Raw genomic sequence first — 26,210 nt, forward strand, 5'->3', positions numbered from 1 at the left:
TAAAAACTAAACTGCTAAATCCGCCAGATTACCTTTCTGTTCTAACCAGTGTTTACGGTCTGACGAGCGTTTTTTAGCAAGGAGTTTATCCAGTAGACCTGCGGTAAAATGCGCATCGTCCAAATCAAGCTGCACCAGACGACGGGTATTTGGGTCCATGGTGGTTTCGCGTAACTGGCTGGCATTCATTTCACCCAGACCTTTGAATCGGGTGATTTGCGGATTTTTGCTTTTGCATTTTTTCAAAATGCTTTCCAGCTCTTCTTCATCCAGTGCATAGTGCACATCTTTAGCATCATCGATACGGAATAAGGGCGGCATGGCCACAAACAGATGCCCTTCTTCGACCATGGCCGGGAAGTGTTTTACAAACAGGGCACAGAGCAGGGTCGCAATATGCAAACCATCCGAATCGGCATCGGCCAGAATACAGATTTTACCATAACGAAGTTCTGACAGGTCATCACTGCCCGGATCAACCCCAATGGCAATCGCAATGTCATGTACTTCCTGAGAACCCAGGACTTCATCTGAAGACACTTCCCAAGTATTCAAAATTTTCCCGCGAATGGGCATGATCGCCTGGAAATTCTTGTCACGTGCCTGCTTGGCAGAACCGCCTGCAGAATCCCCTTCCACAATAAACAGTTCCGATTCTTCCAGGGTATGTCCGACACAGTCGGCTAATTTGCCCGGTAATGCAGGCCCGGAAACAATCTTCTTGCGTTCAACTTTTTTCGCCGCTTTTAAACGGCGACCTGCCTTGGCAATTGCCAATTCAGCCAGCTGCATGGCAATGTCTGAGTTTTGATTCAGCCACAACGCAAAGGCATCTTTGGCAATATTGAGCACAATACTGGATGCTTCACGGCTCGATAGACGTTCTTTGGTTTGACCGGAAAATTGTGGTTCCTGAAATTTTAACGACAGAATGTAGTTCACCCCATCCCAGACATCTTCGGCAGACAGTTTCAGATTGCGCGGCAACAGATTGCGCAGTTCACAGAACTCGCGCATGGCATCGGTGACCCCTGAACGCAGACCGTTGACATGGGTACCGCCTTGCGCAGTAGGAATCAGGTTGACATAGCTTTCCTGAATCTGTTCGCCGCCTTCGGCATTCCAGCAAATCGCAAATTCGGCACTGGCACGTTCGGCTTCACCACTGGCCACAAAAGCGGGACTCGGAATGATTTCACGGTCTTCCAGCTCATCCATTAAATAGTCGACCAGACCATTTTCAAACTGCCAGCTGATCTTTTCATCATTGATCTGGTCAACATAATTGATTTCCAAACCTGCCGCTAAAACGGCCTTGGCTTTTAAATTATGTTTTAACGCTTTTAAAGCAAACTTGGGCGAATCAAAATATTTGGCTTCCGGCCAGAAATGTACCGTGGTTCCTGTCGCGCGTTTCGGTGCTTTACCTTGCAGCACCTCAAGCGGAGCAACCGGCTCGCCGTGTTCAAAGGCCATTTTATACAGGTTGCCCTGACGCTGTACCTCGACTTCCACACGAGTCGACAGCGCGTTCACCACTGAAATGCCCACGCCATGCAAACCGCCGGAAAACTGGTAGTTATCGGTACTGAATTTACCGCCGGCATGCAGCTTGGTCAGAATGATTTCGATCCCGCTCTGGCCATATTCCGGATGGATATCCACCGGCATCCCCCGGCCATTGTCTTCAACCGACAGGGAACCGTCTTTATACACCGTGACGGTAATTTTGTTGGCATGTCCGGCAAGTGCCTCATCCACAGCATTATCAATGACTTCCTGCGCCAAATGGTTTGGACGAGTGGTATCGGTATACATACCCGGACGACGACGTACCGGATCTAAACCAGATAAAACTTCAAGTGATTGAGCCGTATATTGAGACACGTTGTACTGCTTCCTTAATTTATACAATCCGATAAAAACTGTAATGCCATCGGTATTTTGTCTGCGAAATTTTCCATCGCATGGTTGCCATTTGCTTCGGTAATCAGCATGGACTGATGCGAAGCATTGCTATAATAGCGCTGTGCTTCACGATAATCCAAAACTTCGTCACCTTGTTGTAATAACACTAAAATTTTGTCCGCATCTTGCACAAATGGCACAGCCATCTGCTCAAGCTGATCAAGATGGGTATGATCCAGGGTCCATTTTTCACTGACCACATAGGGAATCTGCTCGACACCAAACAGGTCTCGAAACAGTTGCCATGGTCGCATAGCGGGGTTAATTAAAACAGCCGGCACGCCATACTTTGCGACCAGTTGTGTCGCATAAAAGCCACCCAGACTGCTCCCCACCAGTACCACTCGGTCCAGACTTTCAATCATCGAAGCCACATGCGCAATTGTTTGCGCTGGAGGCATGTTGAGATCCGGCAGATGTACCTGAAGATTGCCCTGCTGCTGACAGTAGTCTTTAATTTGCTGGCCTTTTATGGATAAAGCACTGCTTTGAAATCCATGTAAATAAATGATGTTCATGGTTTTTATTGCATTATTGTCAAATTTAAACTAGATTTATTTTATGCCTAAGTCTTAGCTACCTATCTGTTTTAATGTAGATATAACAAGAATTGTCAGACAAAAAAATTAATACTGAAGCTCAATCATCGTTATTGTAAAAACTGTTCGAGATGAACGATATAAAATGAAAAGCTAAGAGTTTATACCGTGATCCCAAAAAAAAATAAAGGGTATGGGAAACATGGTCACAGAAAGGACAGGTCAAATGCCGAGTTTAACCCCATTACATGAAACCTATTGTAGATGGGACCGTACACCGCCCAGTCAAGCTGATGTATTGGAAGGTCTCGCACAATTGGTGACTACACGTCTAAACGACGTCATGCAGGAGCTGATCCAGGCGATTCAACGCGAAATTTTAATTAGCATGTTTGGCATGAGTGAGCAACGCTCGAAAAAATTGCAAAAAATTCCTTATATCGACAAACTCTACCAGCTGTCCTTCGACACCCTGCTCAGCTATGGCAACTATTTACTGGCACCAGGCTTACGTCAAATTATTGAAAAATATCCAAAATTGCATGATAAGCCGCTCACGCCTAACATGCATTTTCTGGTCGGGGTGCTCAACGGGGTGCTGGGTGATTACTTATTAAAATACCAGAACCCGATGGCACTGCCGATGGTGCTGTATGACCATTACGGCGGGCTGCAAAAGGGCGATTTATCCGGTCGCGTGGTCATTTTTGTACATGGCTTGTGCATGAATCATCTGGGCTGGAGCAACACGCAATACGGCGGTATTGGCGAAAAATTGCTGGCGCAACGTGGCAATAACACCATGCTGTACCTGAATTACAATAGCGGACGGCGTATCTCGGCCAATGGCCGTAGTCTTTCCCATACGCTGGAAGACTTGATTCGTCGCAATCCGCGCATTACCAGTATTGATTTAATTGGCCACAGCATGGGCGGTCTGGTCTCGCGCAGCGCGCTGTTTTACGGCAAACAGAACATGTATCAATGGATACATCTGACCGAAAACCTGGTCTGCCTGGGTTCTCCGCATCATGGTGCAGTCTTGGAACGTTTTGGTTTTATCCTGCAAGACAAACTGGGACATTTCCCCTTTGTGAAAATTATCCGGCATATTGTCAATATCCGCAGCAATGGCATTCTGGATTTACGCTATGGCAGTGTGCGTGATGATGACTGGGAGCATAATCATGCCCGGATTGGCGGCATGGATGACAACCGTAAACCGGCTCCCCTACCGAAACATATCAATACCTATCTGGTTGCAGGCACCATTGAATATGAAAATAAAAAGAACCGAACCTTAAAGGTGCTGGGGGACTATCTGGTCAGTGTGGAAAGTGCTTTTGGCGAACATCCAAATCCGCGTTTTCAACTGAAAGTGCCGGAATCACACAAAGCGATCTTTTATGGCTTAAGTCATTTTGAAATTCACTATCATTCCAGTGTGGCGGAACAGATTGCGAAATGGTTCTACCCGCCGAAAAATGAACAGGTCAAAGAACAGGTACATGAATACCGCATGCAGCTGGAAGATTTATCAGGTATTGCACTGACTTAAGTCAACAATAAAAAAGCCAACGTTCAGTTGGCTTTTTTATACACAGCTTTATTTTTTCTTGGCTGTTTTATTGTTCGCCCCTGGATAGTGACGCAACAGTTGCCACAGGCTGATCAAGGCCAGTACGGCAAAGAAAGCCAAGGACCATACCGGAAGAGATTGTCCCAAAAAGGTCCAGTCTACTTTGGCACATTCACCCGAACCTTTCAGCACCTGTTCAAATACCGACTTTAATGGCAAGGTATCGAGCCAATAATCTAAGCCTGGACCACAACTCGGCACCTGATCGGGTGGCAAATTTTGCAGCCAGACATGACGTGCTGCTATCCCTGCAGACCAGAGGATACTGAGCGTGCCCAACAAAGCATAAAAACGCTTAAACGCATTTGAAATGGGATTATGCAGGAAAGCGATCAGGGAAATGATTCCCAGACCAATTAACCCTATACGCTGAAAAACGCAGAGTGGACAAGGCTCAAGCCCTTGCCCATGCTCCAAATACAACGCAAATGCCATCCCCGCGACACTGGCTAAAAATAAAAAACCACTCACGAAGCGATAACTCCATTGCATGGCAAATCCTCTTAATTTTTATCGATAATCGGCAAGATATTGCTCAAAACTGATGCTCGTATCTTGTTCCAGTTGCTGTTGCTGTTGCAATGACTGCTCCGCCAGACCCTCAAAATAAGCCAGAGTATCCGGGCTTAATGGGTGCTGTTCATAAGTCGTTGCATGTTGCAGTGCCATCACACTCCCAAAACCCCACGTCCCGCCATGTTCCAGAGTATCGGCAATCACTTGTGCTGACAGGGTTTCATCCACCTCATCAATGCGGTTGAGCATGACCGCCAAGGCTGCTGAATACATCCGGGTGCTATAGGCGGCATCCAGTAAATCAGCCCAAGGCTGCATTTTGATGACCTGCGTACGTGCCCAGTCTTCAATCGGATGTTTTCCAGCCGCATCCACAATAGTGGCATTCGGTGCACGGCCACGATTGACCACTTCGGCCTGATTACGCTCAATCTGTTCCTGTTCCGGATCGAGCAAATCGGGGCTGTCCTGTACCAGGCAATGCAGCGCCAAGACTTCCAGAAATGCTGCCGTATTTTCATCAATTCCGATTGGACTGTACGGATTGACGTCGACTGCACGCAGTTCAACATAACCCACCCCGCGATTTTTCAGCGCCTGGGATGGGGTTTCTCCTGCTTGAGGCACCTGTTTCGGACGAACCAGGCTGTAGTATTCATTTTCAATTTGCAGCACATGATCATTGATTTGAATGGGTTCACCCTGTTCATCATTTAGCCCTAAACGGCTAAAAGGCGCATAAGGTGTTTTCACGGCTTTCTGCAAACCGTCCAGATAACCCGACAGATTGTTGTAGTGAATGCCCAATTGCTTCTGTGCAGAATTCTGATAACCGAAATTGCCCATACGCAGTGCTGTTGCATAAGGCAAGAACAGGGTGCCTTTTAATAAAGGCAACAGATGATGGTCACGCCCGGTCATGAAGCACTGACAAACCGAAGGGCTGGCTCCGACCAGGAACATCACCAAAGGCGTTAAACGGATAAAATTACGGATCAAGCCAAAATAACGGTGACTGCGATAATCCTGCAAACTGAGGCTTTTTAGCGCTTCATCGCTTTCATGCTGTTGCAGTGCTTCAAACACTTGATCCGGAAAAGACAAATTATAATGTACCCCGGAAATGGTCTGCATACGGCGACCATAACGCACGCCTAAACCACGACGATACAAGGTTTTGAAGCGTCCAATATTGGAGCTGCCATATTGGGCTAAACGAATGTTTTCTTCGTCATCGTCCAGCATGCAGGGCATCGACAAGGGCCAGAGTTTTTCTCCATTTTCCAAATGACGGTGCGCTACGGCATGAATATCGGCCAAATAATCGAGTGCTTTTTCAATGCTGTCTTGTGGAGGAGTAATAAACTCCATCAGGGCTTCGGAATAGTCCGTGGTGATATGCGGATGTGTTAAAGCAGAGCCAAGTGCCTGAGGATGTGATGCTTGGGATAGAAAGCCATTGCTTTGCATACGGAGGCTTTCACGTTCAATACCGCGCAACATGCCCTTAAACAGCGAAGAATCCACCCAAGTTGGTACCACAACTTGAGAGGTCGATTCGGGTTGACTCATTAACAATCTCGCTTATCGGAAGATAACTACTAAAATAAAATCATCAGTTTATATCAGTATAACGTGATTTTTGGCTGCTACATTACACCCTGTATAGTTTTCAAGCAAAACGTCAATTTTATTTCTGGCAAATTTTTATCACAAAGTTACTCTATAAGACATCTGAATTTTGTGTTTGTATTGAATAATAAGTGCTAAGGAATTGTAAATATTATGAATTATCCAGATATTTTGGACTTCTGGTTTAGTCTGGAAACTCAGCCCTTGTGGTTTGCTAAAAGTGATGATTTTGATGCACTGATCAAGCAAAAATTTCAGGACATTCACCAAAAAGCGGCACGTTCTGAACTGTGGTCATGGCGTCAAACCGCTGAAGGCCGCCTGGCTGAAATTATTGTTCTGGATCAATTCTCGCGTAACCTGTTTCGGGACCAGGCTCAGGCCTTCGCCCAGGATGCCTTGGCCCTGGCACTGGCGCAAGAAGCCATTAGCCTGGATTTGGATAAACAATTAAGTCCGGAACAACGGTCGTTTTTATACATGCCCTTTATGCACAGTGAATCGAAACTGATTCACGAATTCGCGTTAAAATTATTTCAGCGCTTAAATAATCCCATGAATCTGGATTACGAAAAAATGCATAAGGTGATTATTGACCGTTTCGGACGCTATCCGCACCGCAATCACATCCTGGCACGTAGCTCAACTGTAGAAGAACTCGAATTTTTAACCCAACCGAATAGTCGTTTCTAAGCATTTATTGTGTCTCCTCCCGCGCACAGTAAATCGTATGGAGGTTTAACATGAAGAACAGCATTCTAGGCTTGAGCATGGTGGTGGCATTGGCCCTGTCAGGCTGTGCAACCACGCCTTCAAAACCGCTGACTTTTGACCAGCTCGGGCAATTTAGCAATACCCCCCTGAATGCACAAAGCTATCGCATCAGTTTTCAGGCCCGTCCCAATATGAGTTTTGGCACTGCCGAAGAAATTACCTTGGTAAAAGCCGCCCAGACCACAGTACAAAATGGCTTCCGCTATTTTAAGGTGCTGAATGATCCGAGTAACCGCAACCAGCCTCCCCGTCAGGCCGTGGTCTATTCCAGCCCGATGTACTATCCCTATGGCTATTATCGCCGTTATCCCGGCTTCTGGCCTGACCCGTTTTATGACATGCCGCGTGTAGTGACTATTGACCCGGTACAGGTTTCCTATACCATTGAATGTTATAAAGATCAGAAAAAAGCACCCGACGATGCCTTTGATGCCTATTTGATTTTAAAATATTTAGGACAAAAATATGGCCTGGGTCCTAATGGCCAGGTGCTGCCCCCACCTGTACCGAAAACGGCAAAATAACAATAGTTTAGCAACCGACAGGAATCTTGCATGAGCACAGCGGAAGCAATCACCACACCGAGTTTGCAACGCAGTAAACGCTTTGCCACCATTGCCTTAATCAGTGCCATCGTTACCTGGCTGGTGCTGATGCTGGTGGCCAAGCTGATTCCTGAATATGCCTGGTTCATTCATATTTTGATGCTTTCTGCCGAAGCAGGTGTGGTCGGCGGACTGGCCGACTGGTATGCCATTACCGTATTGTTCCGCAATCCGTTTGGGAAAATGCCGATTCCCAAGTTCCTGCTCGATCATACTGAAATTATTCCGCGCAATAAGGCCCGGATTGCCGAATCCATGGGGCGTTTTGTCCAGGAAAACTTTTTATCTCCACAAGTGGTGGAAAGAAGCCTAAAAAGTACCGATCTGAGTCTGGCGATTGGACAATGGCTGGCAAAGCCGGAAAATAACACCCAGGTCACGCAAGTGATTCAGCAAACCGTACCCAAGATTTTTGAATTTGTCGGTCAGGAACAGATTGGAAATTTCATTCAAAACAACAGTGTGCAGTGGGTACGTAATACCCAGATCAACACGCTGGCCAGTGAAATGCTGCGCGCGGTGCTGGAAAATGATTTCCATCAGGATGTATTGCAACGCGGACTGGATTTGGCGCATGAATGGATGATCTCACATCCTGAACAAGCCCATGAAATGACTCGCCGGCTGTTCAAAGAATTAGGCGTGTGGAAACTGGCCAAAGGTGCCAGCTGGATTGGGATTGATGTACAGCAACGCACCATCGATTCACTGATTGAACGGGTGGAATCCATGCTGGCCGACCCGCAGCATCCGTGGCGGCAAAAAATTGAACAGATGGGCCTGCAGCTTATGCTGGAGCTGGCCGATAGTGAAAGTGAGGCCAGTGAGCGTTTAAACCGCACCAAAAATGCCCTGCTGGATAGCCCGCAGGTACTGAATTTTATCAGTGGCGCCGTAGTGATCCTCTGTGATGCCATTAAAGCCGATTTACTCAAGGCAGATTCAGGCATTGCGCAAAACCTGCGTATTGCCATTCAACAGGTCGGGGAAAATATCATTTCCAATCCGGCTGTACGTCAATTGCTGAATGAGCGGATGAGTGGCCTTGCGGTCAATTTAAGTGATCAATACAGCGAAAAAGTGATCCGTTTTATCAGCGAACGCATTCATGAGTGGGATTCGCGCGAAATGATCGACAAAATTGAAAATGAAGTCGGTGGCGACTTGCACATGATCCGGGTCAATGGTGTGGTGGTCGGCGGTTTTATCGGTTTAGTGCTGGGGATTATTCGTGCCCTGATTGACTGGGCGCTTTAGCAGGGAGCAAGGCACTCATACACAGACTCATCCTGAGCTGTATCTGACAGAAAACAAAGCCGTGCTTTGCTCTTGTTCAGGCTGATGACAGCATAGGCAGAACGACCGCTTTTGCAGTCCTTTTCCATAGTACCTGCAATAAAATCAGCATAATAGGAAAAACAAAGCCCTCGGAAATGATCCGTTTAGACAAGCCTAAATCATGCTTTTTTACATCTTTGGCAGCATTTATCCGGCTTCAATTCTGCACTCGTTGTCGGACAAGATTCATTCAATACAAATGGGTTCACCTAAAGACTGTGAAATTTGCTATATTTGCTGTTTTTCTGCGACATTTATTTTTCGACTGATTATGAATACGGCAATCCAAGCAGCTCTCGATCATGCAGTGCAATCTCTTCAAGCTGAAGGTGTACTTCCATCCGACTGGAATAACAGCGGTCATTTAACGCGAACCAAAGACCGAAGCCACGGTGACTTCGCTTCGAATATTGCCATGATTGGTTCTAAAGCTGCAGGTATGAAGCCTCGCGATCTTGCAGAAAAAATTCTTGCAAGCCTTCCTGAAGTAGCAGACATCAGCAAAGCAGAAATTGCGGGTCCCGGCTTTATTAACTTCTTTTTAAATGCCGACCAGCGCTTTGCTGTTCTAGACCAGATTCAGGCGCAACAAGATCAGTTTGGCCGTACCCGGGCCAATGCCGAAAAACGTATTCAAGTCGAATTTGTTTCAGCAAACCCGACTTCCAGCCTGCACGTCGGGCATGGCCGTGGTGCGGCATACGGCATGACCGTTGCTAACCTGCTGGAAGCAACCGGTGCCAAAGTTGACCGTGAATATTATGTCAATGATGCTGGCCGTCAGATGGACATCCTGGCGACCTCTACCTACCTGCGTTATTTAGAGCTTAGGGGTCAAACCTTAGTCTTCCCTAAAAATGCTTACCAGGGCGACTACGTTAAAGAAATCGCGCAAAGTATTATCGACCAGGATGGCGATGCTTATGTCCGTCCCGTCGCTGATGTCTACAAAGATGTGCCTGAAGATGTGCAATATGCTGAAGAACTGGATGCAGATGGCAATAAGGTTGTGCTTTCAGGCGATAAAGAAAAACACATTGATGGCCTGATTCATAACTCTCAAGCCTTGATTGGCGAAGGTTATCGCGTATTCCATCAAGCGGCGCTCAAAGCCATTCTGGATGACATTAAAGATGACTTGGGCGAATTTGGTGTAACGTTCAACCAATGGTTCAGTGAAGCATCTTTAACCGAAAAAATTGAAGAAGCGCTACAAACCCTGGATCAACGTGGATTCTTATACGAACAAGATGGCAACATCTGGTTCAAGTCGACTGAATTTGGCGATGAAAAAGACCGTGTAGTCAAACGCCGTAATGGTCAAACCACTTACTTCGCCTCTGACATTGCTTACCACCTGAACAAATTGCAACGTGGCTATACTGATATTGTGGATATCTGGGGTTCAGACCACCACGGTTATATCGCACGTGTTAAAGCAGCGATTGATGCAATGGGCTATGACTCGAAAAAATTGACCGTGCTTCTGGTTCAGTTCGTGAGCTTATGGCGTGGTGGCGAGATGGTGCAGATGTCATCCCGTTCAGGTCAGTTCGTGACCTTACGCGACCTGCGTAAAGAAGTCGGCAACGATGCAGCGCGTTTCTACTACGTGATGCGTAAGTCTGAACAGCACATTGACTTTGACTTGGACCTGGCTGTGTCGCAAAGCAAAGACAATGCCGTGTACTACATTCAATATGCACATGCCCGTATCTGCCGTATGCTAGAAAAAGCAGCGACAACAGGCGTGAACTTTGATGCTGCGAATGCACGTCAATTTGCGGCGAAACTTGCGCTGGATGCAGAAACAGAAATTCTGGCCAAACTTGCAGCCTACCCGGAAATCGTGGTTCGTGCAGCCAACAGTTATGAACCGCATCAAGTCGGTAACTATCTGAAAGAATTGGCAGCATTATTCCACGGTTGGTATAATGAGCATAAAGTACTCAATGATGATGCTGAACTTACACAAGCCCGTTTATTGCTTTCAGTAAACGTACAACAGGTTTTACGTAATGGTTTAGAATTATTAGGTGTATCTGCTCCTGAGGCGATGTAAGCAAAACCAGCTTTTGCATCACTGCAAGACTGAAAGTCATGTTGATGATGCAAGCTTAGCTCATGTTTTATAGACAACAGGGTAAACAAGGGATTATTATTTTAAAAATAAGACCTTGTTTTTAAAAACATTTAATTTAAAAATAACACACGAGGAATCCCACGTGTTTGGAAAAACGCAGCGCGGTGTCTCTGAACGACCGAATAAGCCGAAAAAGCCATTAATTCCTGCATGGCTGGGAACGCTTGTCGTTATTTTAATTGTGTTGAGTTTTGCGGTAGCTTTGATGCTATGGAAACCGTGGGCGCCGGTTAAACCGAAAAATCAGATCAGTTCTGAACATTATCAGGAAGATACCAACAAGGACTATCGTTTCTATGATTTATTGCCACAGCAGCAAGTAACGCCTATTCCAGATCAGGCAGTTCCTGAAACTAAAAATTCAGAAACTGTGGTGATTGTTGAAGCTCCAGAAACAGAAACGGCTCCTCCAGCTGAGACAGCCGAGCCAGGTCTGGAAAGCGCTGAAGCGCCAGTTGCCCACCAGCCGAGTTATATTTTGCAGGTGCGTAGCTATCCCGATCCAGATAGTGCCGATGCACGCCGTGCCGAAATTATCCTGAATGGTCTGTCTGCTGACGTAGTGAAATCGGTTGAAAGCGGTCAAACCTGGTATCGGGTAATTTCTGGGCCTTATGATTCTCAGGAAGCTGCGATGATTGCACAGCAAACTTTGCAACGCAGTGGCATCGATTCCATTGTGGTGAAACGTTAATTTTTAGACATTAAAAAGCGCCTTATTTGAGGCGCTTTTTTATGGCTTAAATTCCCTCTCCTTGCTAGGAGAGGGTTAGGGAGAGGTAATACTTAAAAGCCCCTCCACCTAACCTCCTCCCATAGCGAGAAGGAATATTATTAAACCGTATGCCCCAAAGCTTCGCCCATCACTACAACGGAATTGGCTTTAAACATCGGGTCCCATTGCATTTTATCTTTTTCAAATAGCACCACAGCGGTTGAACCCAAATAGAAACGGCCCAGCTCTGCGCCTTTTTCAAGAAACAGGTTGTGCTGGTTGAGTTCCAGATGTCCACTCGGTTTTACCTTACCCGTTGCCACGGTTTCAATGCCTGCAACAATCATGGCACCGACTAGAACCACCGCCATACGCCCCAGTTCAGTATCAAACAGACAGACCATACGTTCATTACGCGCAAACAGGCCTGGAATATTTTCTGCCGTGGTTTGATTGACCGAGAACAATTCACCTGGCACATACAAGGTTTCAGTCAAAGTTCCGGCAAAAGGCATATGCACACGGTGATAATCTTTAGGTGATAAATACACTGTCGCGAAATGACCATTTTTGAAGGGTTCAGCCAATTGCGGATCGGCAATCAGTTTTTCCACCGAAAAGCTTTGACCCTTGGCCTGAAAAATATCGCCTTCTTCAATTTTACCCAATTGTGAAATGGCACCATCTGCAGGTGACACAATACTGTGCGGATCCGTATCGATTTGACGCACACCCTCTTTTAAAGAGCGGGTAAAAAATTCGTTAAATGATTTGAATTTCAATGCATTGCTTTGTTCAGCAATCGACATATCAATCCCATACTGGGCTTTAAAAGCCTGAATCACGGTATTTTTGATGATTGGGTTTTCGCTCGCTGCGAGTTTACCCACGACACGTGATAACTGGTGTTGGGGCACAACACGTTGAGCTTGAATAAATAATTGTTTTTTTAAACGTGATGTGAAACTCAAGACGGTAACTCTCCGGTAATAATCGGACTGTCGAGGCGGTTGCCCCATTCACTCCACGCACCATCATAAGCCTGTATCTTCCAACCGAGTAATCGACCCAAAATATAGGCCAGACCCGAACGGTGATGTGACTGACAATACACCACCACAGGTTCATTTAAATTGAAACCAAGTTGTTCCAAGCGCTGCTGAGTGCGTTCTAGGGGATGCAATTTTAAATGATTTTCACGATTTAGGGCAGTGCTCCATTCAAAATGTCGCGCATCTGGAATGTGACCGCCGCGTCGCGCTGCGAGTCGAAGACCGGTATATTCATCTTCGGTACGGCAATCCCACAATTGAATGTCATGGTTCTGGACTTTTTCTAAAAGATCTGCATATTCAATACGGTACTTTTCAATATTGCTCTGATTAATGTCCACTAGAGACCCTACGGGAACTAATTTTTCCACGTCTGAAGAAGTAGGCAAACCGGCGGCCAGCCAGGCATGAATGCCGCCATTCAACAGGCTGGTATTTTCAAAACCCAGACAATGCAGGTTCCAGATCAGGCGCCCTGCCCAGCCTCCCCCTTCATCATCATAGGCCACCACATGATGTTCAGGCGAAATGTTCAGATATTCAATCAGGGCTTTTAAACCCTCTACATCGGGCAATAAACCTGATGCTTGCTCTTCTTGACGTACTAGCTGTTTCGGTTGCACATGAATGGCATGCGGAATATGCAATTGATCATAAACAGAATGACGGCTTAAATCGACAATGCGTAATTTTTCATTGCCTAAAAATGGAACTAGCTCTTCTGCTTCTATCAGCAGACCAAAATTAAGTGCAGATACAGTCATACTTTTTCATGTTTTATTTAGATCAACATTGCCGATCTTAGCATAAGTCATTTTCACTATTATGCTGATTTTTTACATTCATTTAGCAGAAAATCAGCTATAACCATCATGATTATTCCGTTTCGGTGAGATTAAATACCTGACGTAAATAGGCCAGGAAGGTATCGTTATCAGTCATGGTTTTTCCTGGGCTGTCGGAAATTTTTGCCACCGATTGACCATTGCATTCCACCAGTTTTAACACAATATTGAGAGGCGCTTGTCCCAAGTCATTGGTTAAATTGGTGCCAATCCCAAAGCTGACCTGAAAACGGTCTTTAAAGTATTGATGCAAGTCCCAGGCCTTTTCCAGATTCAGACCATCACTAAAGGTCAGCATCTTGGTTTTGCTGTCAATTTTTAATTTCTTATAGTGGGCATAGGCTTTGTCACCCCATTCATAGGGATCGCCACTGTCATGCCGCAGACCGTCAAACAGTTTGGCAAAGTACAAATCAAAGTCACGCAGGAATGCATCCATCCCCACCACATCCGTCAGAGCAATCCCTAAATCGCCACGATATTCCTGCACCCAGGTTTCCAGTGCCGCTTTCTGAAAATCGCGTAAACGCACATCCAGAGCCTGAAAGGCCTGTAAAAACTCATGCGCCATCGTTCCAATCGGCGTAATACCCAATTCCTTGGCAATCAATACATTGCTGGTACCCCGGAAAATATTCGGTGAAGCATGGTTAAATACTTCAATCACATGTTTTTGCCATGCAAAGCTATAACGACGACGTGTACCAAAATCCGACACCAAGAAAGGTGGATCATGAGGTTTCAGTTCTTTTTCATAATGCTTTAACAGTTCGACTTTGGCTTGCAAACGGCGTTCACCTTCTGCCAGAACATCATCACTACGAATACGCATGAAATACAGTTCATTGACAATGGCCAGAACAAAAATCTCAAACATCATGGCCTGAACCATCGGGCCTTCAATCCAGATGTCCAGACGGCCTTGCTCATCAATGCTGGCTTTAATAAAACGGCGTTTCAGCTGGAACAGTTCCAGATAATCCACGAAGTCACTTTTAATAAAACGTAAACTGCGGAGATAGAGCAGCTCATCTTCTTTAAACTTAAGCTGGCATAAATAGTCGAGTTGCTGATTCAAATCGTCCAGAATATCCGTCAGCGGATAAACAGTATCCTCTAAATTACGGCAACGGAAATGATAAACACTGTGCGTTTGAGGAAATTTATGCAGTACCACCTGTAACATGGTGAATTTATACAAGTCGGTATCAAGCAAAGATTGAATGATTGGAGCCATATCTAATGAAATTTCGCTGTGCTGACTGCATTAAAACACACTTTTTATCTTGATATTGCTAGTTTTGCGTACAGCTGTACCCGTCAAGCCCATCGCGTAAGGGCTAAACTTCACTATTATTCAGCAATAGAGCCGTATTTCATTTCCTATAAGATGCCTTGGGTCACGACTCTCACATTTACTTACTCATATCCAGTTTCGTGAAATCCTGCTTGAATTTATTCATGCAAAGATAGCGCAAAATATCTTTAACCAAACCTGATAATCCAGTGGAGATATTATGTGTATTTTAAAGCTTAAATTTCTGCCTGTTTGCTACAATGCTGCGGATAAATTGAAGATTTAAATTGGTTAAGTTATGCGTGCATTATTGCAACGGGTTCTGGAAGCAAAAGTTGTGGTGGATGGTGAAACCACCGGGCAGATTGAAAAAGGCATTCTGGTTTTTCTGGGCCTAGGCAAAGAAGACAATCTGGACAAAGGTAAAAAGCTGATTGATAAGATATTGAAATACCGTTTTTTTGATGATGAACAGGGCAAAATGGGCTGGAATGTGGCTCAGTCCGGCGGTGGATTATTACTGGTTTCGCAATTTACCCTAATGGCACAAACGCAAAAAGGTTTACGTCCGGACTTTGGTCCAGCCATGCCACCGAGTGAAGCCAAAGCGCTTTATGAACAATTAGTAGAATATGCACAATCCCAATTTGAAAATGTGCAAACGGGCATTTTTGCCGCCGACATGAAAGTGCATCTGGTCAATGATGGGCCTGTCACGTTTAATCTGGAAGTTGAATAAACAGCATAAGGCTTCAGCTATAAAAAAAGCCCTCTTTTGAGGGCTTTTTGAATCCTCCCCAACCCTCCTTTTTCAAAGGAGGGAGCTATTTCTACTAAAATTATCTTAGTTTTTTGACAGCTCCCCTCTTTTTAAAGAGGGGTTGGGGGGAGATTTTATAATGATTTATCTAATCATCTTACTTAACTGACCAACATGACTCAGTTAAGAGCATTTTTTAAATTACTTACCGGTTTTTTCACGAATAAATGAACGTACCAGTTTCACTTTTTCTTGGACCGGTTTAGGTAATTTTGGCGGAATGAGTTTGGCAACTTTATTAAACCAGACCAAAAGGCCAAAATCGCCTTCCATCTTAATGGTGCCATTTTGCATGCCAGTCATGAAAGCACTTGGATCACCTTTCATTAAAGTTTTTACGCCCTGTTCACTGTCTGCAAACTGCAAAATGAAGTCCGCTTTTTCTGCATCGCCTGCTACTGTGTCAATTTGCCCATTGTTTACAATAATTTGACGTGCAACACCCAAGTCGGTACCAATTTGAATACGGAATTGACGTTCATGAACCAGCTCAATAAATTTTGGACTGGTACGCGCCAATTGCTTCATACGCAAGGCTAAGCCCGCAACTAACAAATCAAGCGGATCCGTGCTTACATCGACCAGCGGTAATTTTACGACAGGAATCGAAGATAGTTTCATGACATTTAAGCCTATTGTAATTGTTGGAAAATTGACGAGTTATCCTACCATAACTTGTGTTTTTTGAAGTAAGGCTTTGTATAACAATAATCAATAAAAAAAGATGTGCCGGAGCACATCTTTTGATTTCTTTGATTTATAAGTCTTTCGAATTAACGGCTTGAATAATGTTGCTGCTCATCGTCATAGACTGGGGTATGTTCAATATAGCGACGTTTGGCTAAAGCGCGTTCTGCGCGACGATCTTCGCGGATTAACAGCAGGGTTAAAATTGCCATGACTGACATTAAGGCAGTCAGATAACTGTATCCCATAGGTAAATCAAACACCACTTGAGTACTGAGGCGAATGGCTTCAATCAATCCCCAAAACAGCATACCTGCAAACATAAAGCTTAACAAACGACGATAAGGCGAGAAGAAAACAGCTATCAAAGCAGCGGCAATCAAGCTTAAGCCTATGATGGTTGCTAAATTCGCTGTAACCATAAAAACCTCCGTCCTAATAGGATTTTGACACTTTTATATGGGTCTAAATCAAATCCCCGATACCGTGAATAAATGATGAAATATATTGATATCAATCTCTATGCATGCATTATGCGGAGTTTTTTTAAGAAAAAAAGTCTTGTATTTTCAGCAAGCGACACACCTTGTCGCAATATTATTTTGTCATTACATTTTTTTATTTTTAACTTTTTCTGGAAGTGCGATGGGCTCAGACTTGCCGTGTCATTACAAAAAAACAACGTAGTAAAAGCATTAAAAAAATATTTTTTACGAATGGAAGGATTGTGGTTTTTATCAGCCATTTAAGTCAACCGCTCATCGTAATTTGACTCTTTTTATCACAAAAAAACGCGACATCAATGTCGCGTTTTGTCAATGAACATCTACAGTTAGACCTAATCCTTAAGCACGGCTCAGGTCTTTATCATGCACACCTAAAAGATATAACACCCCATCCAGGCCCACACTTGAAATCGCCTGATTGGCATTCTGGCGTACTAGAGGCTTGGCACGGAAAGCCACCCCTAAACCGGCAATCGACAGCATTGGCAAGTCATTGGCCCCATCACCGACGGCAATGGCCTGTTCCAGCGAAATGTCCATCTTGTCCGCCAATTCACGCAGCAACAAGGCTTTGCGAGCGCCATCCACAATATGACCTTTGACTTCACCGGTGACCACACCATCTTTGACATCCAGAATATTGGCATGTACTTCATCAATCCCCAGTTTTTCTTGCAGATATTCGGCAAAATACTGGAAACCACCGGAAAGAATTGCCGTTCTATACCCTAACGCTTTCAAGGTCGAAATCAGGCGCTCTGCCCCTTCGGTCACGGTGAGACGCTCGGCAATTTTGGGTAAAACAGACGCATCCATGCCTTTGAGCAAGGCCACGCGGGCACGGAAACTTTGCTGGAAGTCCAGTTCGCCTTGCATGGCACGTTCAGTGATTTCAGCCACTTGCTCACCGACACCGGCTTCAATGGCCAGCTCATCAATGACTTCCTGTTCAATTAAGGTAGAGTCCATGTCGAAACAGACCAGACGGCGGTTACGGCGGTAAGCATTATCTTCCTGAACCGCGACATCGACACTCAGTTCAGCCGATAAACGCAAGCAGGCTGCACGCATGGCAGTCGCATCCAGCATTTGTCCTTTGAGGCCAAATTGTACGCAAGAGCGTTTTGGCCCTTCAACTGCACCATTGAGTTCCGGACGGCCCGACAAACGGGTCACAGTTTCAATATTAAAGCCCTGACTGGAGACAATCTGGGTCACCGCCTGCAAATGTGAAGCGGTCAATTCAGGTGCCAGTGCAGTCACGATATACCGGGTCTGCCCCCCTTCACTCACCCATTGATCATATTCTGATGCAGTGATTGGCTTAAAGCGCACTGTTAAGCCAATATCATGTGCTAGAATCAGGATCTCCTTCATGGCTAATGCTGTAGCAGTTTGGTCATCTGACGAAACAACAATACCTAAAGTCAGTTGGTTATGGATGACGGCTTGTCCAACGTCCAAAATTTGTAAAGAATGTACGGACAATACCTGCATTAATCGTGTAAATTGATTAGGCTGGTCGGGTCCCAAAAATGATATAAGAATGATTTCTCGCATGAATTGACTCGGATCTGAGCTACAACTATTGTTAGAATCATAATCGAATTTGAACATAAATGCCTTGGAAGTTTACGTTGAATGCGCCTAGACAAGGGCTATTTGCTAGCCTACTGATTGTAAGTTTTGCTTTACACACCTTTTTACTGGTACTTGCGACAACGCATCAGCTGAATGCAAACCGCGCCAGTCAGGGACAGCTGATGACCTCGCAACTGGTCACGGACAGCCTGTCCGAGCTGGAACCGGCCAATACGGTGTCATTGGCATTATTGGCCGACCGTTATGCCACCAACCCGAGTGTGGCCTCTATCCGTATTTTGGATGCGAATAATCAGGTACTGGCAACAGGTGGATTAACCAAGACACGCCAAGGCGAAGTGTTTGTTCGTGAAGCCCTGCAAAATGAAAAGAAAGTCGGCAGCATTGAAATTACCCTCATTCAACCCAGCATTGGGGAAATTTTACGTACCCAATGGCTGGCGATTTTATTATCGCTGCTGATTCATGGCTTGTTATGGCTGGCCTATCGTGCCATTGCCCGTCCAAGCCGTACCGAATATCTGGCGCGTATTAACAATGAATCACGCCTCAAACATGAAATTCAAACCCTGACCCAGGCTTTGGAACAGGAACAGCATAATGCCGCCGTTGCGATTGCCCAGGCACAGAACAATGCGCAGACAAAAGCTAAAGTCAAAGAATCGAAACCGGTCGTTCTGGATGACAATTGTATTGCCTTGAATATCCAGTTTTATGATCCAAAACAGCTGATGGATTCGGTCAATAAAACCGTTTCTGTTCCCTATTTCAATTTATGCCAGATTTTTCTGAACAAAGCCGCTGAACTCTGTGTCCAGCACTACAAGTTAAACAGTTCGGATATCGCCACCATCCATAAATTTGATGAACATGGCGCCACCATTAGCATGTCGGTAGAAACTCCCAATGCGGTGCAATGTCTGGTGATGATCAGTACCGTGTTCCAGCTCTTGTCGGATGTGCTGTACAAACGTTATCGTGAAGAAAAGCGTTTCGTGTTGCAAACCCGCAGTGCCATTTCCAGCCATGTTGAGGCTATGCACCTCAGCCCTGTCCAGGCGGCAGAACGTCTGGTACAACAATTGGCAGCCAAAGAAAGTGCCATTCATTTGCCGAATGAATTACTGAAAGCCATTTCAGACCGTTACCAGCTGGTCAGCCTGCCGAATCCCACCAATGTGCTGACCCGTCATGCCTTTATGATGAACGGTATGGATAGCGAAGTGGCCGAATTGGCACAAACCTTTAGAACTGAAATTTTAAAAGCCAAGCAATCCAAAGCATCTTAAAAAATAACTCAATAAAAAAAGCCGAGTTCATGGACTCGGCTTTTTTTATTTCTGATTCTATGCTGAAGTACCACTGTGCCCAGCAGAAATCTCCTGATCATTCTTCTATTTTATCTGTCCTGCTTGCCCAATAACTGGCTAATGCAGGACCCGAAATGTTATGCCATAAACTAAAGATGGCACTTGGTACCGCCGTAATCGGTGAGGCTGCAAAATGTACCGCAGCCAAGGCCACGCCCAGACCCGAGTTTTGCATGCCGACTTCTACCGCAACGGCTTTACAGTCTGCATAAGGCAGTTTAAACAGGCGGCTTGCCCAAAAACCCAGTAAATAACCCAAACCATTGTGCAAGGCCACCACCCCTAGAATCAATAAGCCGGATTGCAAAATTTGGGTCTTACTGCCTGCAATAATTGCCGCCACAATGGCCACAATCGCCACCACTGAAATTAAGGGCATCACCTGAATATAAGAGTCCACTTTTGACTTCAGGACAGCCCGAACAATTAAGCCCAGAATGATTGGAAACAATACCACCTGAAGAATCGAACCCAACATCGACAGGGCATTCATCTCAATCCACTGGCTGGCCAGAAGATAAAAAATGGCCGGAGTTAATACAGGCGCCAAAAGAGTCGAAACCGAAGTACAGGCCACAGACAAAACCGTATTCCCTTTGGCCATATAGGTAATTACATTGGAGGCTGTGCCGCCCGGGCAACAGCCCACCAGAATCACGCCTATGGCAATTTCAGGGGGCAATTGAAACAGTTGACATAAGCCATAGGCCAGTCCCGGCATGACAATAAATTGGGCAGCTACCCCTATCACCACGGCTTTGGGACTTTGCAGCACCCCTTTAAAATCATCGACTGTCATGGTCATGCCCATACCGAACATGATGATTCCCAGCATCCAGGCGATATAGGCTTTCAGCCAGACAAAGGCTTCCGGGAAAATTAAAGCAATACCGGCAAATAGTACGACCCATAGGGCAAAGGTTTTCTGAATAAATTGCGTAAAGCGCAAGAAATAAGGCATGAAGATCAATCCCGATATTTATTCCGGTATCTAACCGATGCAGGAGCTTTTACCATATTCAGTGGCAAAAACGATTATTTTCCCTGTTAAACCGTCGACGGTGCCTGTGGCTGAATAATGTCTTTAACCAGAATACGCTTTACTCCGGCTGCCAGCATGTCTTGCCAGGCATGTTGCAATGAACCGTGTAAATCAATGCCCTTGGTGGCATCGGAAATTACATAGGTTTTAAATCCCAGTCTGCTGGCATCTATTGCCGTCCAGGCCACACAAAAATCAGTGGCAATGCCGACAATAAAAACGCTATCAATGCCGCGTTCTTTTAAATAGCCGGCCAAACCGGTTGTGGTTTTTTGATCTGCTTCCAAAAAGGCTGAATAGCTGTCGATATGGGCATGCGTACCCTTGCGGATCACCAGTTGTGCCTTCGGTAAATGGAGGTCCGGATGGAGTTCTGCATCAGCAGTGCCTTGTACGCAATGTGCAGGCCACAGCACCTGAGTGCCATAATCCAGCTCAATCGTTTCAAACGGCTGCTTTGCCGGATGATTTTCAGCAAATGACACATGATTCTGTGGATGCCAGTCCTGGGTAATGACAATATTGTCAAAATGCTTCCCCAATTGGTTAATGTTCGGAATGATCTGATCCGCATTGGCCACAGCCAAGTTGCCACCGGGGGTAAAACCATTTTGTACATCTACAACAATCAAAGCCGCATTCTGCATTATTTTCATCCCTTGCAATCTGAGTTTGCGAGCAAGCATAGCCTAAAAGCGGAGCAGATTTTTAGACTTGGGGCTAAAAATAGCATGACTGCCGGTTCGGATAAAAATTATCAGCTGACTTGGCTTGTTCAAAGCGGGTAGTGAAACAGGGAGCCATTCTTGCTGCCCCATCCAGAGCGGGCATGAAAACAAAAAAGCCTGCAAATGCAGGCTTTTTCAAATGTTTTTATCTTTACACTTTGGTGCGGTTGACCAGAATCAGCATACATACTGCCGAGATAATGATACATGGAATCGCTGCGGTAATAACGCCTGCTGCACCGAAGCCTGCAGTCAGTAACTGACCTGCAATGACAGGACCCAGCATGGCACCGATACGGCCTACTGCAGAAGCAACACCTACACCGGTACCACGTACTTCGGTTGGATACACGATACTACCGAAAGCGTACAGTACACCCTGACAGCCAATCACGAAGGCACCCGCCAATGCTGCAGCCATATACATCTGGTTCAGCGAGTTTGCACCGTTCAATGCCAATAGGCCTGCCAAAATACCGCCGTACATCAACAGAATCACGTAGGCTTTTTTCCAGCGGTCAGTCAACATACCCAGAATAATCGTACCGATGGTCGCAGTCACCATGAAGTAGAACTGTGCAGTTGAACCGTCTTTACGGGTAAAGCCCAATTCCATAAACAATGATGGCAACCAGCTCAGCATGATGTAAACCACCATCAGGGTAAAGAAGTAGCTCACCCAGATGCAGATTGTGCGTAACAGGTTATCGGAGTTAAACAGATCCTTGAATGAACCTTGCGGTGCAGCAGCAAGTTCAGCAGCGGTTTTGTTCTGTGCTTTCAGGTATTCTTTCGATTCAGGCAGGAACCACATCATCAGTGGAATCACGAAAATCGGCAATAAACCGCCCAGATAGAATACATTCTTCCAGTTCGCACCGAATTCAGTGGCGGCAATTAAAGACAAAATTGCAGCACCGACCGGCATACCACAGTACATCAGGCCCACGGCACGACCACGGTTTTTTGGCGACACGGCTTCTGATGCCAGCGTGATCAAGATCGGCATCGCACCACCCAGACCCGCACCCGCCAGGAAACGCACGGCCAGCAACGTGTTAAAGCTGTTCACCCAAACCGTACATAAGGTAAATACGGCAAATGTTGCTGTCGACCAGATCAACACCTTTTTACGACCAATCCCGTCAGCGAGTCGACCACCGATCAGTGCACCTGGTAATAACCCCAGAATCCCTGCACTAAAAAACACACCCAACTGAGAGCTGTCGAGACCAAAATGTTCACGAATACCTGCAGCGGCGATGCCGGCTGCCTGAATATCCAGACCTTCAATCACAGCAATCAGAAAACAGATCGCTACCGTGACGATGGCATGCTTATTATCTGATTTTTCCATTGGATTATCCTTGTTCAATCAGCGTTACTAAAAAGAAGGCCATCATCCATGAGTCTGGACATTCAAATAACTACCAATAAGTGGAAGAATCTACAGTTTATTGACAAAAATACGGGAAATTTAAAACTTTTCGATACCAACACACATAGTCGCAAAAGCACTTAATCAAGTTTAATCCACACACAAAAAATCAACATGCCCCTTATCATTTCAATTCTGAAAAATCATCTTATGCGAAAAGAGTTAAAATAGATTAATAGTTTTTATTAATTATTCTGGTAGTTTTGAATAATTATTTTGATAGATTAAATGCCTATTTTATATAGCTTTAAAGTCTATACTGATCTTTAATAAATCTTAAATTCTGAGGTTTTTACCCGGAATTGGCGAGTTGATTGGGCTCAGTATAGTTTTTTGAAATATAAGTCGCCATTTTTACAGTCCAAAAAAGTGATCTTGAGCGATTAAAGCGGATAAGCATTTCAGGACATATCCATTTAAAAAATTATCTGGCTTTTTAATTGTTAGATTTTTCACTTGCTTTTCATAAAGTTTTTAGATGGTTTGACTAAAGCATATTGTTCTTCACCGCTTGTTCGTTCATAATTTGCATAAGCATTATTCAATTGCATTGAATTTGCTATAAATCAAAATACGTAACCATCCAAATTGATGTTTTTCTACCTGAGCGGATGGCCAAATAGGATAATTTTTTAAAATGACTCAGCAAGCACAGATCATTCAAGGTTCAATTGTCGCAATCGTCACCCCGATGTTTGAAGATGGCAGCGTAGATTGGAAGGGTCTAGAAAAGCTGGTTGAGTGGCATATAGAACAAGGCACCAACAGTATTGTGGCTGTAGGGACCACAGGCGAAGCATCAACTCTAAGCATGGCTGAACATACCCGGGTGATTAAAGAGATCATCCGTGTAGCCAACAAACGCATTCCGATTATTGCCGGCACCGGTGCAAACTCGACCCATGAAGCCATTGAGCTCACCAGAGAAGCAAAAGAGCTCGGTGCAGATGCCGCATTACTGGTTACGCCTTATTACAACAAGCCTACCCAGGAAGGTTTATATCAGCACTACAAAGCGATTGCTGAAGCCGTTGATTTGCCGCAAATTTTGTATAACGTCCCGGGCCGTACCGGCGTGGACATGCTGAATGAAACCGTGATCCGTCTGGCTGACATTCCGCAAATTGTCGGCATTAAAGATGCGACTGGCGATGTTGCTCGTGGCAAAGAACTTATTGAAGAATTAGCCGGCAAAGACATGACCGTTTATTCTGGCGATGATGCTACGGCATACCAGCTCATGGGTGTGGGTGCCAAGGGCAACATTTCTGTCACTGCCAATGTCGCACCGAAAGAAATGAGCCTGATCTGTGCTGCTGCACTTGCAGGTGATGCAGAAGGTGCTGAAGCTTTAAATAATAAAGTTGCAAATTTACACAATATTTTATTTTGTGAATCTAACCCAATTCCTGTGAAATGGGCACTCCATGAAATGGGCTTAATTGGTACCGGTATTCGTTTACCATTAACTCCTCTTGCAGAACAATATCGTACCCCATTGCGTGAAGCACTCAGCGCTGCGGGTGTCATTAAATAAAGAGCACAACACTATGCAATTACGTTTCGGTTTAACCCTTGCACTTTCAGCATTCAGTTTAGCGGGTTGTAGTTCAATGGGAATCAGCAATGGTTCACTGGACTATAAAAATACAACAACCCTTGAGCCTCTGAAATATCCTGAAGGTTCAATGGTTCGCCCGGCAACGCCGTTGTATCCTGCCCCAACAATTGACCCGCTGGCAATTGAGCATGCACCCCAGCTTGAAAACAAGCGTGGTAACCGCTTTGCTCTGCCCCGTCCTGACAAGGCTCAGGAGAATACTGCAGCTGATACTCAACAGGACAGCACAAATATCGGTCGTCCACAGCTGGTTCGTGATGGAAACCAAAATCCACTGCTCAAAATAGACGGAAATTCTGCTACAATTTGGCAGTACACACTTGCCACCCTCAGCAGCCTCAACCATAGCATTGTTGGTCAAAGCAAAAATCGTTACGAAGTAACCATTAAGATTGATCAGCAGATTTATGTATTAAGACTAAGTTCTGTAGGCACAAGTAACAACCTAGCTGTATTCAATGCCGATAACAGCTTTGCAGACAAAGAAAAAGCTGCAGAACTGTTAACCCAGATTTACCAAAATTGGCCAGCCTAGTCGTACTAGGCATTTTTTTTTGAAAAAGGTTCCCCCATGTTGAAACAAACCTTGCTCTATACTGGTAAAGCCAAATCTGTTTATGAAACAGACAGTGCAGATCACCTTATCCTGGTTTTCCGTGACGATGCTTCTGCATTTAACGGCGAAAAAATCGAACAGCTGGATCGTAAAGGCAAGGTGAACAACCGTTTTAACGCCTTCATCATGGAAAAATTGGCTGCTGCCGGCATTGAAACTCACTTTGAAAAACTTCTTTCTCCGACTGAAGTTTTAGTGAAAAAATTAAAAATGATTCCGGTTGAATGTGTAGTGCGTAACTATGCAGCGGGTTCTTTATGCCGTCGCTTAGGTGTAGAAGAAGGGAAAGAACTTGTTCCACCTACTTTCGAACTGTTCTTCAAAGATGATGCGCTTGGCGACCCAATGGTGAACGAATCTCAAGCGATTGCTTTAGGTTGGGCAACTGCTGAACAATTGGCTCAAATGAAAGAACTCACTTACAAAGTGAACGAAGTGCTTAAAGGTCTGTTCGATGCAGGTAACATGTTACTTGTAGACTTCAAACTTGAATTCGGTGTGTTCCACGACCGTATTGTGCTGGGTGATGAATTCTCTCCAGACGGTTGCCGTTTATGGGACAAGGACACCAAGAAGAAACTCGACAAAGACCGTTTCCGTCAAGGTTTAGGCGGTGTTGTTGAAGCTTATGAAGAAGTTGCTGCACGTTTGGGTATCGACCTTTCTGATATCTAATTCGTTCATCGAATTTTAAAAAACCGGGCTAAACTGCCCGGT

The 26,210-nt window shown here is 45.1% G+C and carries 24 protein-coding genes; 11 read left to right on the forward strand and 13 right to left on the reverse strand.

Features of this window, described 5'->3' with window-relative positions; translation table 11 throughout:
* Positions 1–6: 6 nt before the first annotated feature.
* Positions 7–1,887 carry a DNA topoisomerase IV subunit B gene (parE, locus tag E0H88_RS11145; protein ID WP_131274211.1) on the reverse strand — a complete coding sequence of 627 codons (1,881 nt, stop codon included), beginning with the start codon at positions 1,885–1,887 and terminating at the stop codon, positions 7–9.
* 14 nt (positions 1,888–1,901) lie between these two features.
* Positions 1,902–2,486: a YqiA/YcfP family alpha/beta fold hydrolase gene (locus tag E0H88_RS11150; protein ID WP_131274212.1), complete on the reverse strand. Its 585-nt coding sequence runs from the start codon at positions 2,484–2,486 to the stop codon at positions 1,902–1,904.
* A gap of 247 nt (positions 2,487–2,733) precedes the next feature.
* Here E0H88_RS11150 and E0H88_RS11155 point away from each other — a divergent pair, with 247 nt between their 5' ends.
* On the forward strand, positions 2,734–4,065 hold the full coding sequence (locus E0H88_RS11155) for a PGAP1-like alpha/beta domain-containing protein (RefSeq protein ID WP_131274252.1): 1,332 nt from the start codon (positions 2,734–2,736) through the stop codon (positions 4,063–4,065).
* A 48-nt stretch (positions 4,066–4,113) separates the two neighbouring features.
* Here E0H88_RS11155 and E0H88_RS11160 read toward each other — a convergent pair whose 3' ends face one another.
* Positions 4,114–4,638: a disulfide bond formation protein B gene (locus E0H88_RS11160; protein ID WP_131274213.1), complete on the reverse strand. Its 525-nt coding sequence runs from the start codon at positions 4,636–4,638 to the stop codon at positions 4,114–4,116.
* 18 nt (positions 4,639–4,656) lie between these two features.
* On the reverse strand, positions 4,657–6,234 hold the full coding sequence (gene gshA, locus E0H88_RS11165) for a glutamate--cysteine ligase (protein WP_131274214.1): 1,578 nt from the start codon (positions 6,232–6,234) through the stop codon (positions 4,657–4,659).
* A 213-nt stretch (positions 6,235–6,447) separates the two neighbouring features.
* On the opposite strand from gshA, the gene E0H88_RS11170 reads away from it, so the two are divergent.
* The 5 genes from E0H88_RS11170 (at position 6,448) to E0H88_RS11190 (ending at position 11,848) form a co-directional block, all read left to right on the forward strand.
* On the forward strand, positions 6,448–6,987 hold the full coding sequence (locus E0H88_RS11170; RefSeq protein WP_131274215.1) for a DUF924 family protein: 540 nt from the start codon (positions 6,448–6,450) through the stop codon (positions 6,985–6,987).
* A 50-nt stretch (positions 6,988–7,037) separates the two neighbouring features.
* On the forward strand, positions 7,038–7,592 hold the full coding sequence (locus tag E0H88_RS11175) for a CC0125/CC1285 family lipoprotein (protein WP_092820651.1): 555 nt from the start codon (positions 7,038–7,040) through the stop codon (positions 7,590–7,592).
* A 30-nt stretch (positions 7,593–7,622) separates the two neighbouring features.
* Complete coding sequence (locus tag E0H88_RS11180) at positions 7,623–8,930, forward strand: DUF445 domain-containing protein (RefSeq protein ID WP_131274216.1); 1,308 nt, start codon at positions 7,623–7,625, stop codon at positions 8,928–8,930.
* 352 nt (positions 8,931–9,282) lie between these two features.
* Entirely contained in the window at positions 9,283–11,073 is a 1,791-nt protein-coding gene (argS, locus tag E0H88_RS11185) for an arginine--tRNA ligase (protein ID WP_131274217.1), read from the forward strand.
* Positions 11,074–11,236: 163 nt separating this feature from the next.
* Positions 11,237–11,848 (forward strand): SPOR domain-containing protein, encoded by a 612-nt coding sequence (locus E0H88_RS11190; RefSeq protein ID WP_092820647.1) that lies wholly within the window; start codon positions 11,237–11,239, stop codon positions 11,846–11,848.
* Positions 11,849–11,988: 140 nt separating this feature from the next.
* Here E0H88_RS11190 and asd read toward each other — a convergent pair whose 3' ends face one another.
* From asd to pncB, 3 genes are all read right to left on the reverse strand, one after another.
* Positions 11,989–12,840, reverse strand: coding sequence for an archaetidylserine decarboxylase (gene asd / locus E0H88_RS11195; protein WP_092820645.1), 852 nt, complete (start codon positions 12,838–12,840; stop codon positions 11,989–11,991).
* Entirely contained in the window at positions 12,837–13,685 is an 849-nt protein-coding gene (locus E0H88_RS11200; RefSeq protein WP_131274218.1) for a sulfurtransferase, read from the reverse strand. The genes asd and E0H88_RS11200 overlap by 4 nt, the downstream gene beginning before the upstream one ends.
* Before the next feature lie 112 nt (positions 13,686–13,797).
* A complete protein-coding gene (pncB, locus tag E0H88_RS11205; protein WP_131274219.1) occupies positions 13,798–15,003 on the reverse strand; it encodes a nicotinate phosphoribosyltransferase in 1,206 nt (401 codons plus the stop codon).
* A 358-nt stretch (positions 15,004–15,361) separates the two neighbouring features.
* Between pncB and dtd the strand changes: the two genes are divergently transcribed.
* Positions 15,362–15,802, forward strand: a complete 441-nt coding sequence (gene dtd / locus E0H88_RS11210; RefSeq protein WP_131274220.1) for a D-aminoacyl-tRNA deacylase — start codon at positions 15,362–15,364, stop codon at positions 15,800–15,802.
* A gap of 222 nt (positions 15,803–16,024) precedes the next feature.
* Here the strand turns inward: dtd and E0H88_RS11215 are convergent, their stop codons facing one another.
* From E0H88_RS11215 to serB, 3 genes are all read right to left on the reverse strand, one after another.
* Positions 16,025–16,504 (reverse strand): SCP2 sterol-binding domain-containing protein, encoded by a 480-nt coding sequence (locus E0H88_RS11215; protein WP_131274221.1) that lies wholly within the window; start codon positions 16,502–16,504, stop codon positions 16,025–16,027.
* Between the two features lie 152 nt (positions 16,505–16,656).
* The gene (aciT, locus tag E0H88_RS11220; protein WP_092820635.1) at positions 16,657–16,992 is read right to left on the reverse strand and encodes a ciprofloxacin tolerance protein AciT; all 336 of its coding nucleotides are present in this window, start codon (positions 16,990–16,992) and stop codon (positions 16,657–16,659) included.
* 423 nt (positions 16,993–17,415) lie between these two features.
* A complete protein-coding gene (gene serB, locus E0H88_RS11225; RefSeq protein WP_092820717.1) occupies positions 17,416–18,636 on the reverse strand; it encodes a phosphoserine phosphatase SerB in 1,221 nt (406 codons plus the stop codon).
* Between the two features lie 77 nt (positions 18,637–18,713).
* On the opposite strand from serB, the gene E0H88_RS11230 reads away from it, so the two are divergent.
* The gene (locus E0H88_RS11230; protein ID WP_092820715.1) at positions 18,714–19,967 is read left to right on the forward strand and encodes a hypothetical protein; all 1,254 of its coding nucleotides are present in this window, start codon (positions 18,714–18,716) and stop codon (positions 19,965–19,967) included.
* A 97-nt stretch (positions 19,968–20,064) separates the two neighbouring features.
* On the opposite strand, the gene E0H88_RS11235 is transcribed toward E0H88_RS11230, so the two are convergent.
* The 3 genes from E0H88_RS11235 to mhpT form a co-directional block, all read right to left on the reverse strand.
* Complete coding sequence (locus tag E0H88_RS11235) at positions 20,065–21,009, reverse strand: bile acid:sodium symporter family protein (protein ID WP_131274222.1); 945 nt, start codon at positions 21,007–21,009, stop codon at positions 20,065–20,067.
* 86 nt (positions 21,010–21,095) lie between these two features.
* Positions 21,096–21,740, reverse strand: a complete 645-nt coding sequence (pncA, locus tag E0H88_RS11240; RefSeq protein WP_131274253.1) for a bifunctional nicotinamidase/pyrazinamidase — start codon at positions 21,738–21,740, stop codon at positions 21,096–21,098.
* A gap of 229 nt (positions 21,741–21,969) precedes the next feature.
* Positions 21,970–23,175: a 3-(3-hydroxy-phenyl)propionate transporter MhpT gene (mhpT, locus tag E0H88_RS11245; protein WP_131274223.1), complete on the reverse strand. Its 1,206-nt coding sequence runs from the start codon at positions 23,173–23,175 to the stop codon at positions 21,970–21,972.
* 718 nt (positions 23,176–23,893) lie between these two features.
* Here mhpT and dapA point away from each other — a divergent pair.
* From dapA to purC, 3 genes are read left to right on the forward strand one after another with little or no spacing between them, the layout of a single operon-like run.
* Positions 23,894–24,793, forward strand: coding sequence for a 4-hydroxy-tetrahydrodipicolinate synthase (dapA, locus tag E0H88_RS11250; RefSeq protein WP_131274224.1), 900 nt, complete (start codon positions 23,894–23,896; stop codon positions 24,791–24,793).
* 13 nt (positions 24,794–24,806) lie between these two features.
* Complete coding sequence (locus E0H88_RS11255; protein ID WP_092820624.1) at positions 24,807–25,412, forward strand: lipoprotein-34 precursor (NlpB); 606 nt, start codon at positions 24,807–24,809, stop codon at positions 25,410–25,412.
* Between the two features lie 36 nt (positions 25,413–25,448).
* Entirely contained in the window at positions 25,449–26,168 is a 720-nt protein-coding gene (gene purC, locus E0H88_RS11260; RefSeq protein WP_092820622.1) for a phosphoribosylaminoimidazolesuccinocarboxamide synthase, read from the forward strand.
* Positions 26,169–26,210 lie beyond the last annotated feature (42 nt).

This window comes from Acinetobacter sp. ANC 4216, assembly GCF_004331195.1.
In the GTDB taxonomy this organism is placed as follows: Bacteria; Pseudomonadota; Gammaproteobacteria; order Pseudomonadales; family Moraxellaceae; genus Acinetobacter; species Acinetobacter kookii.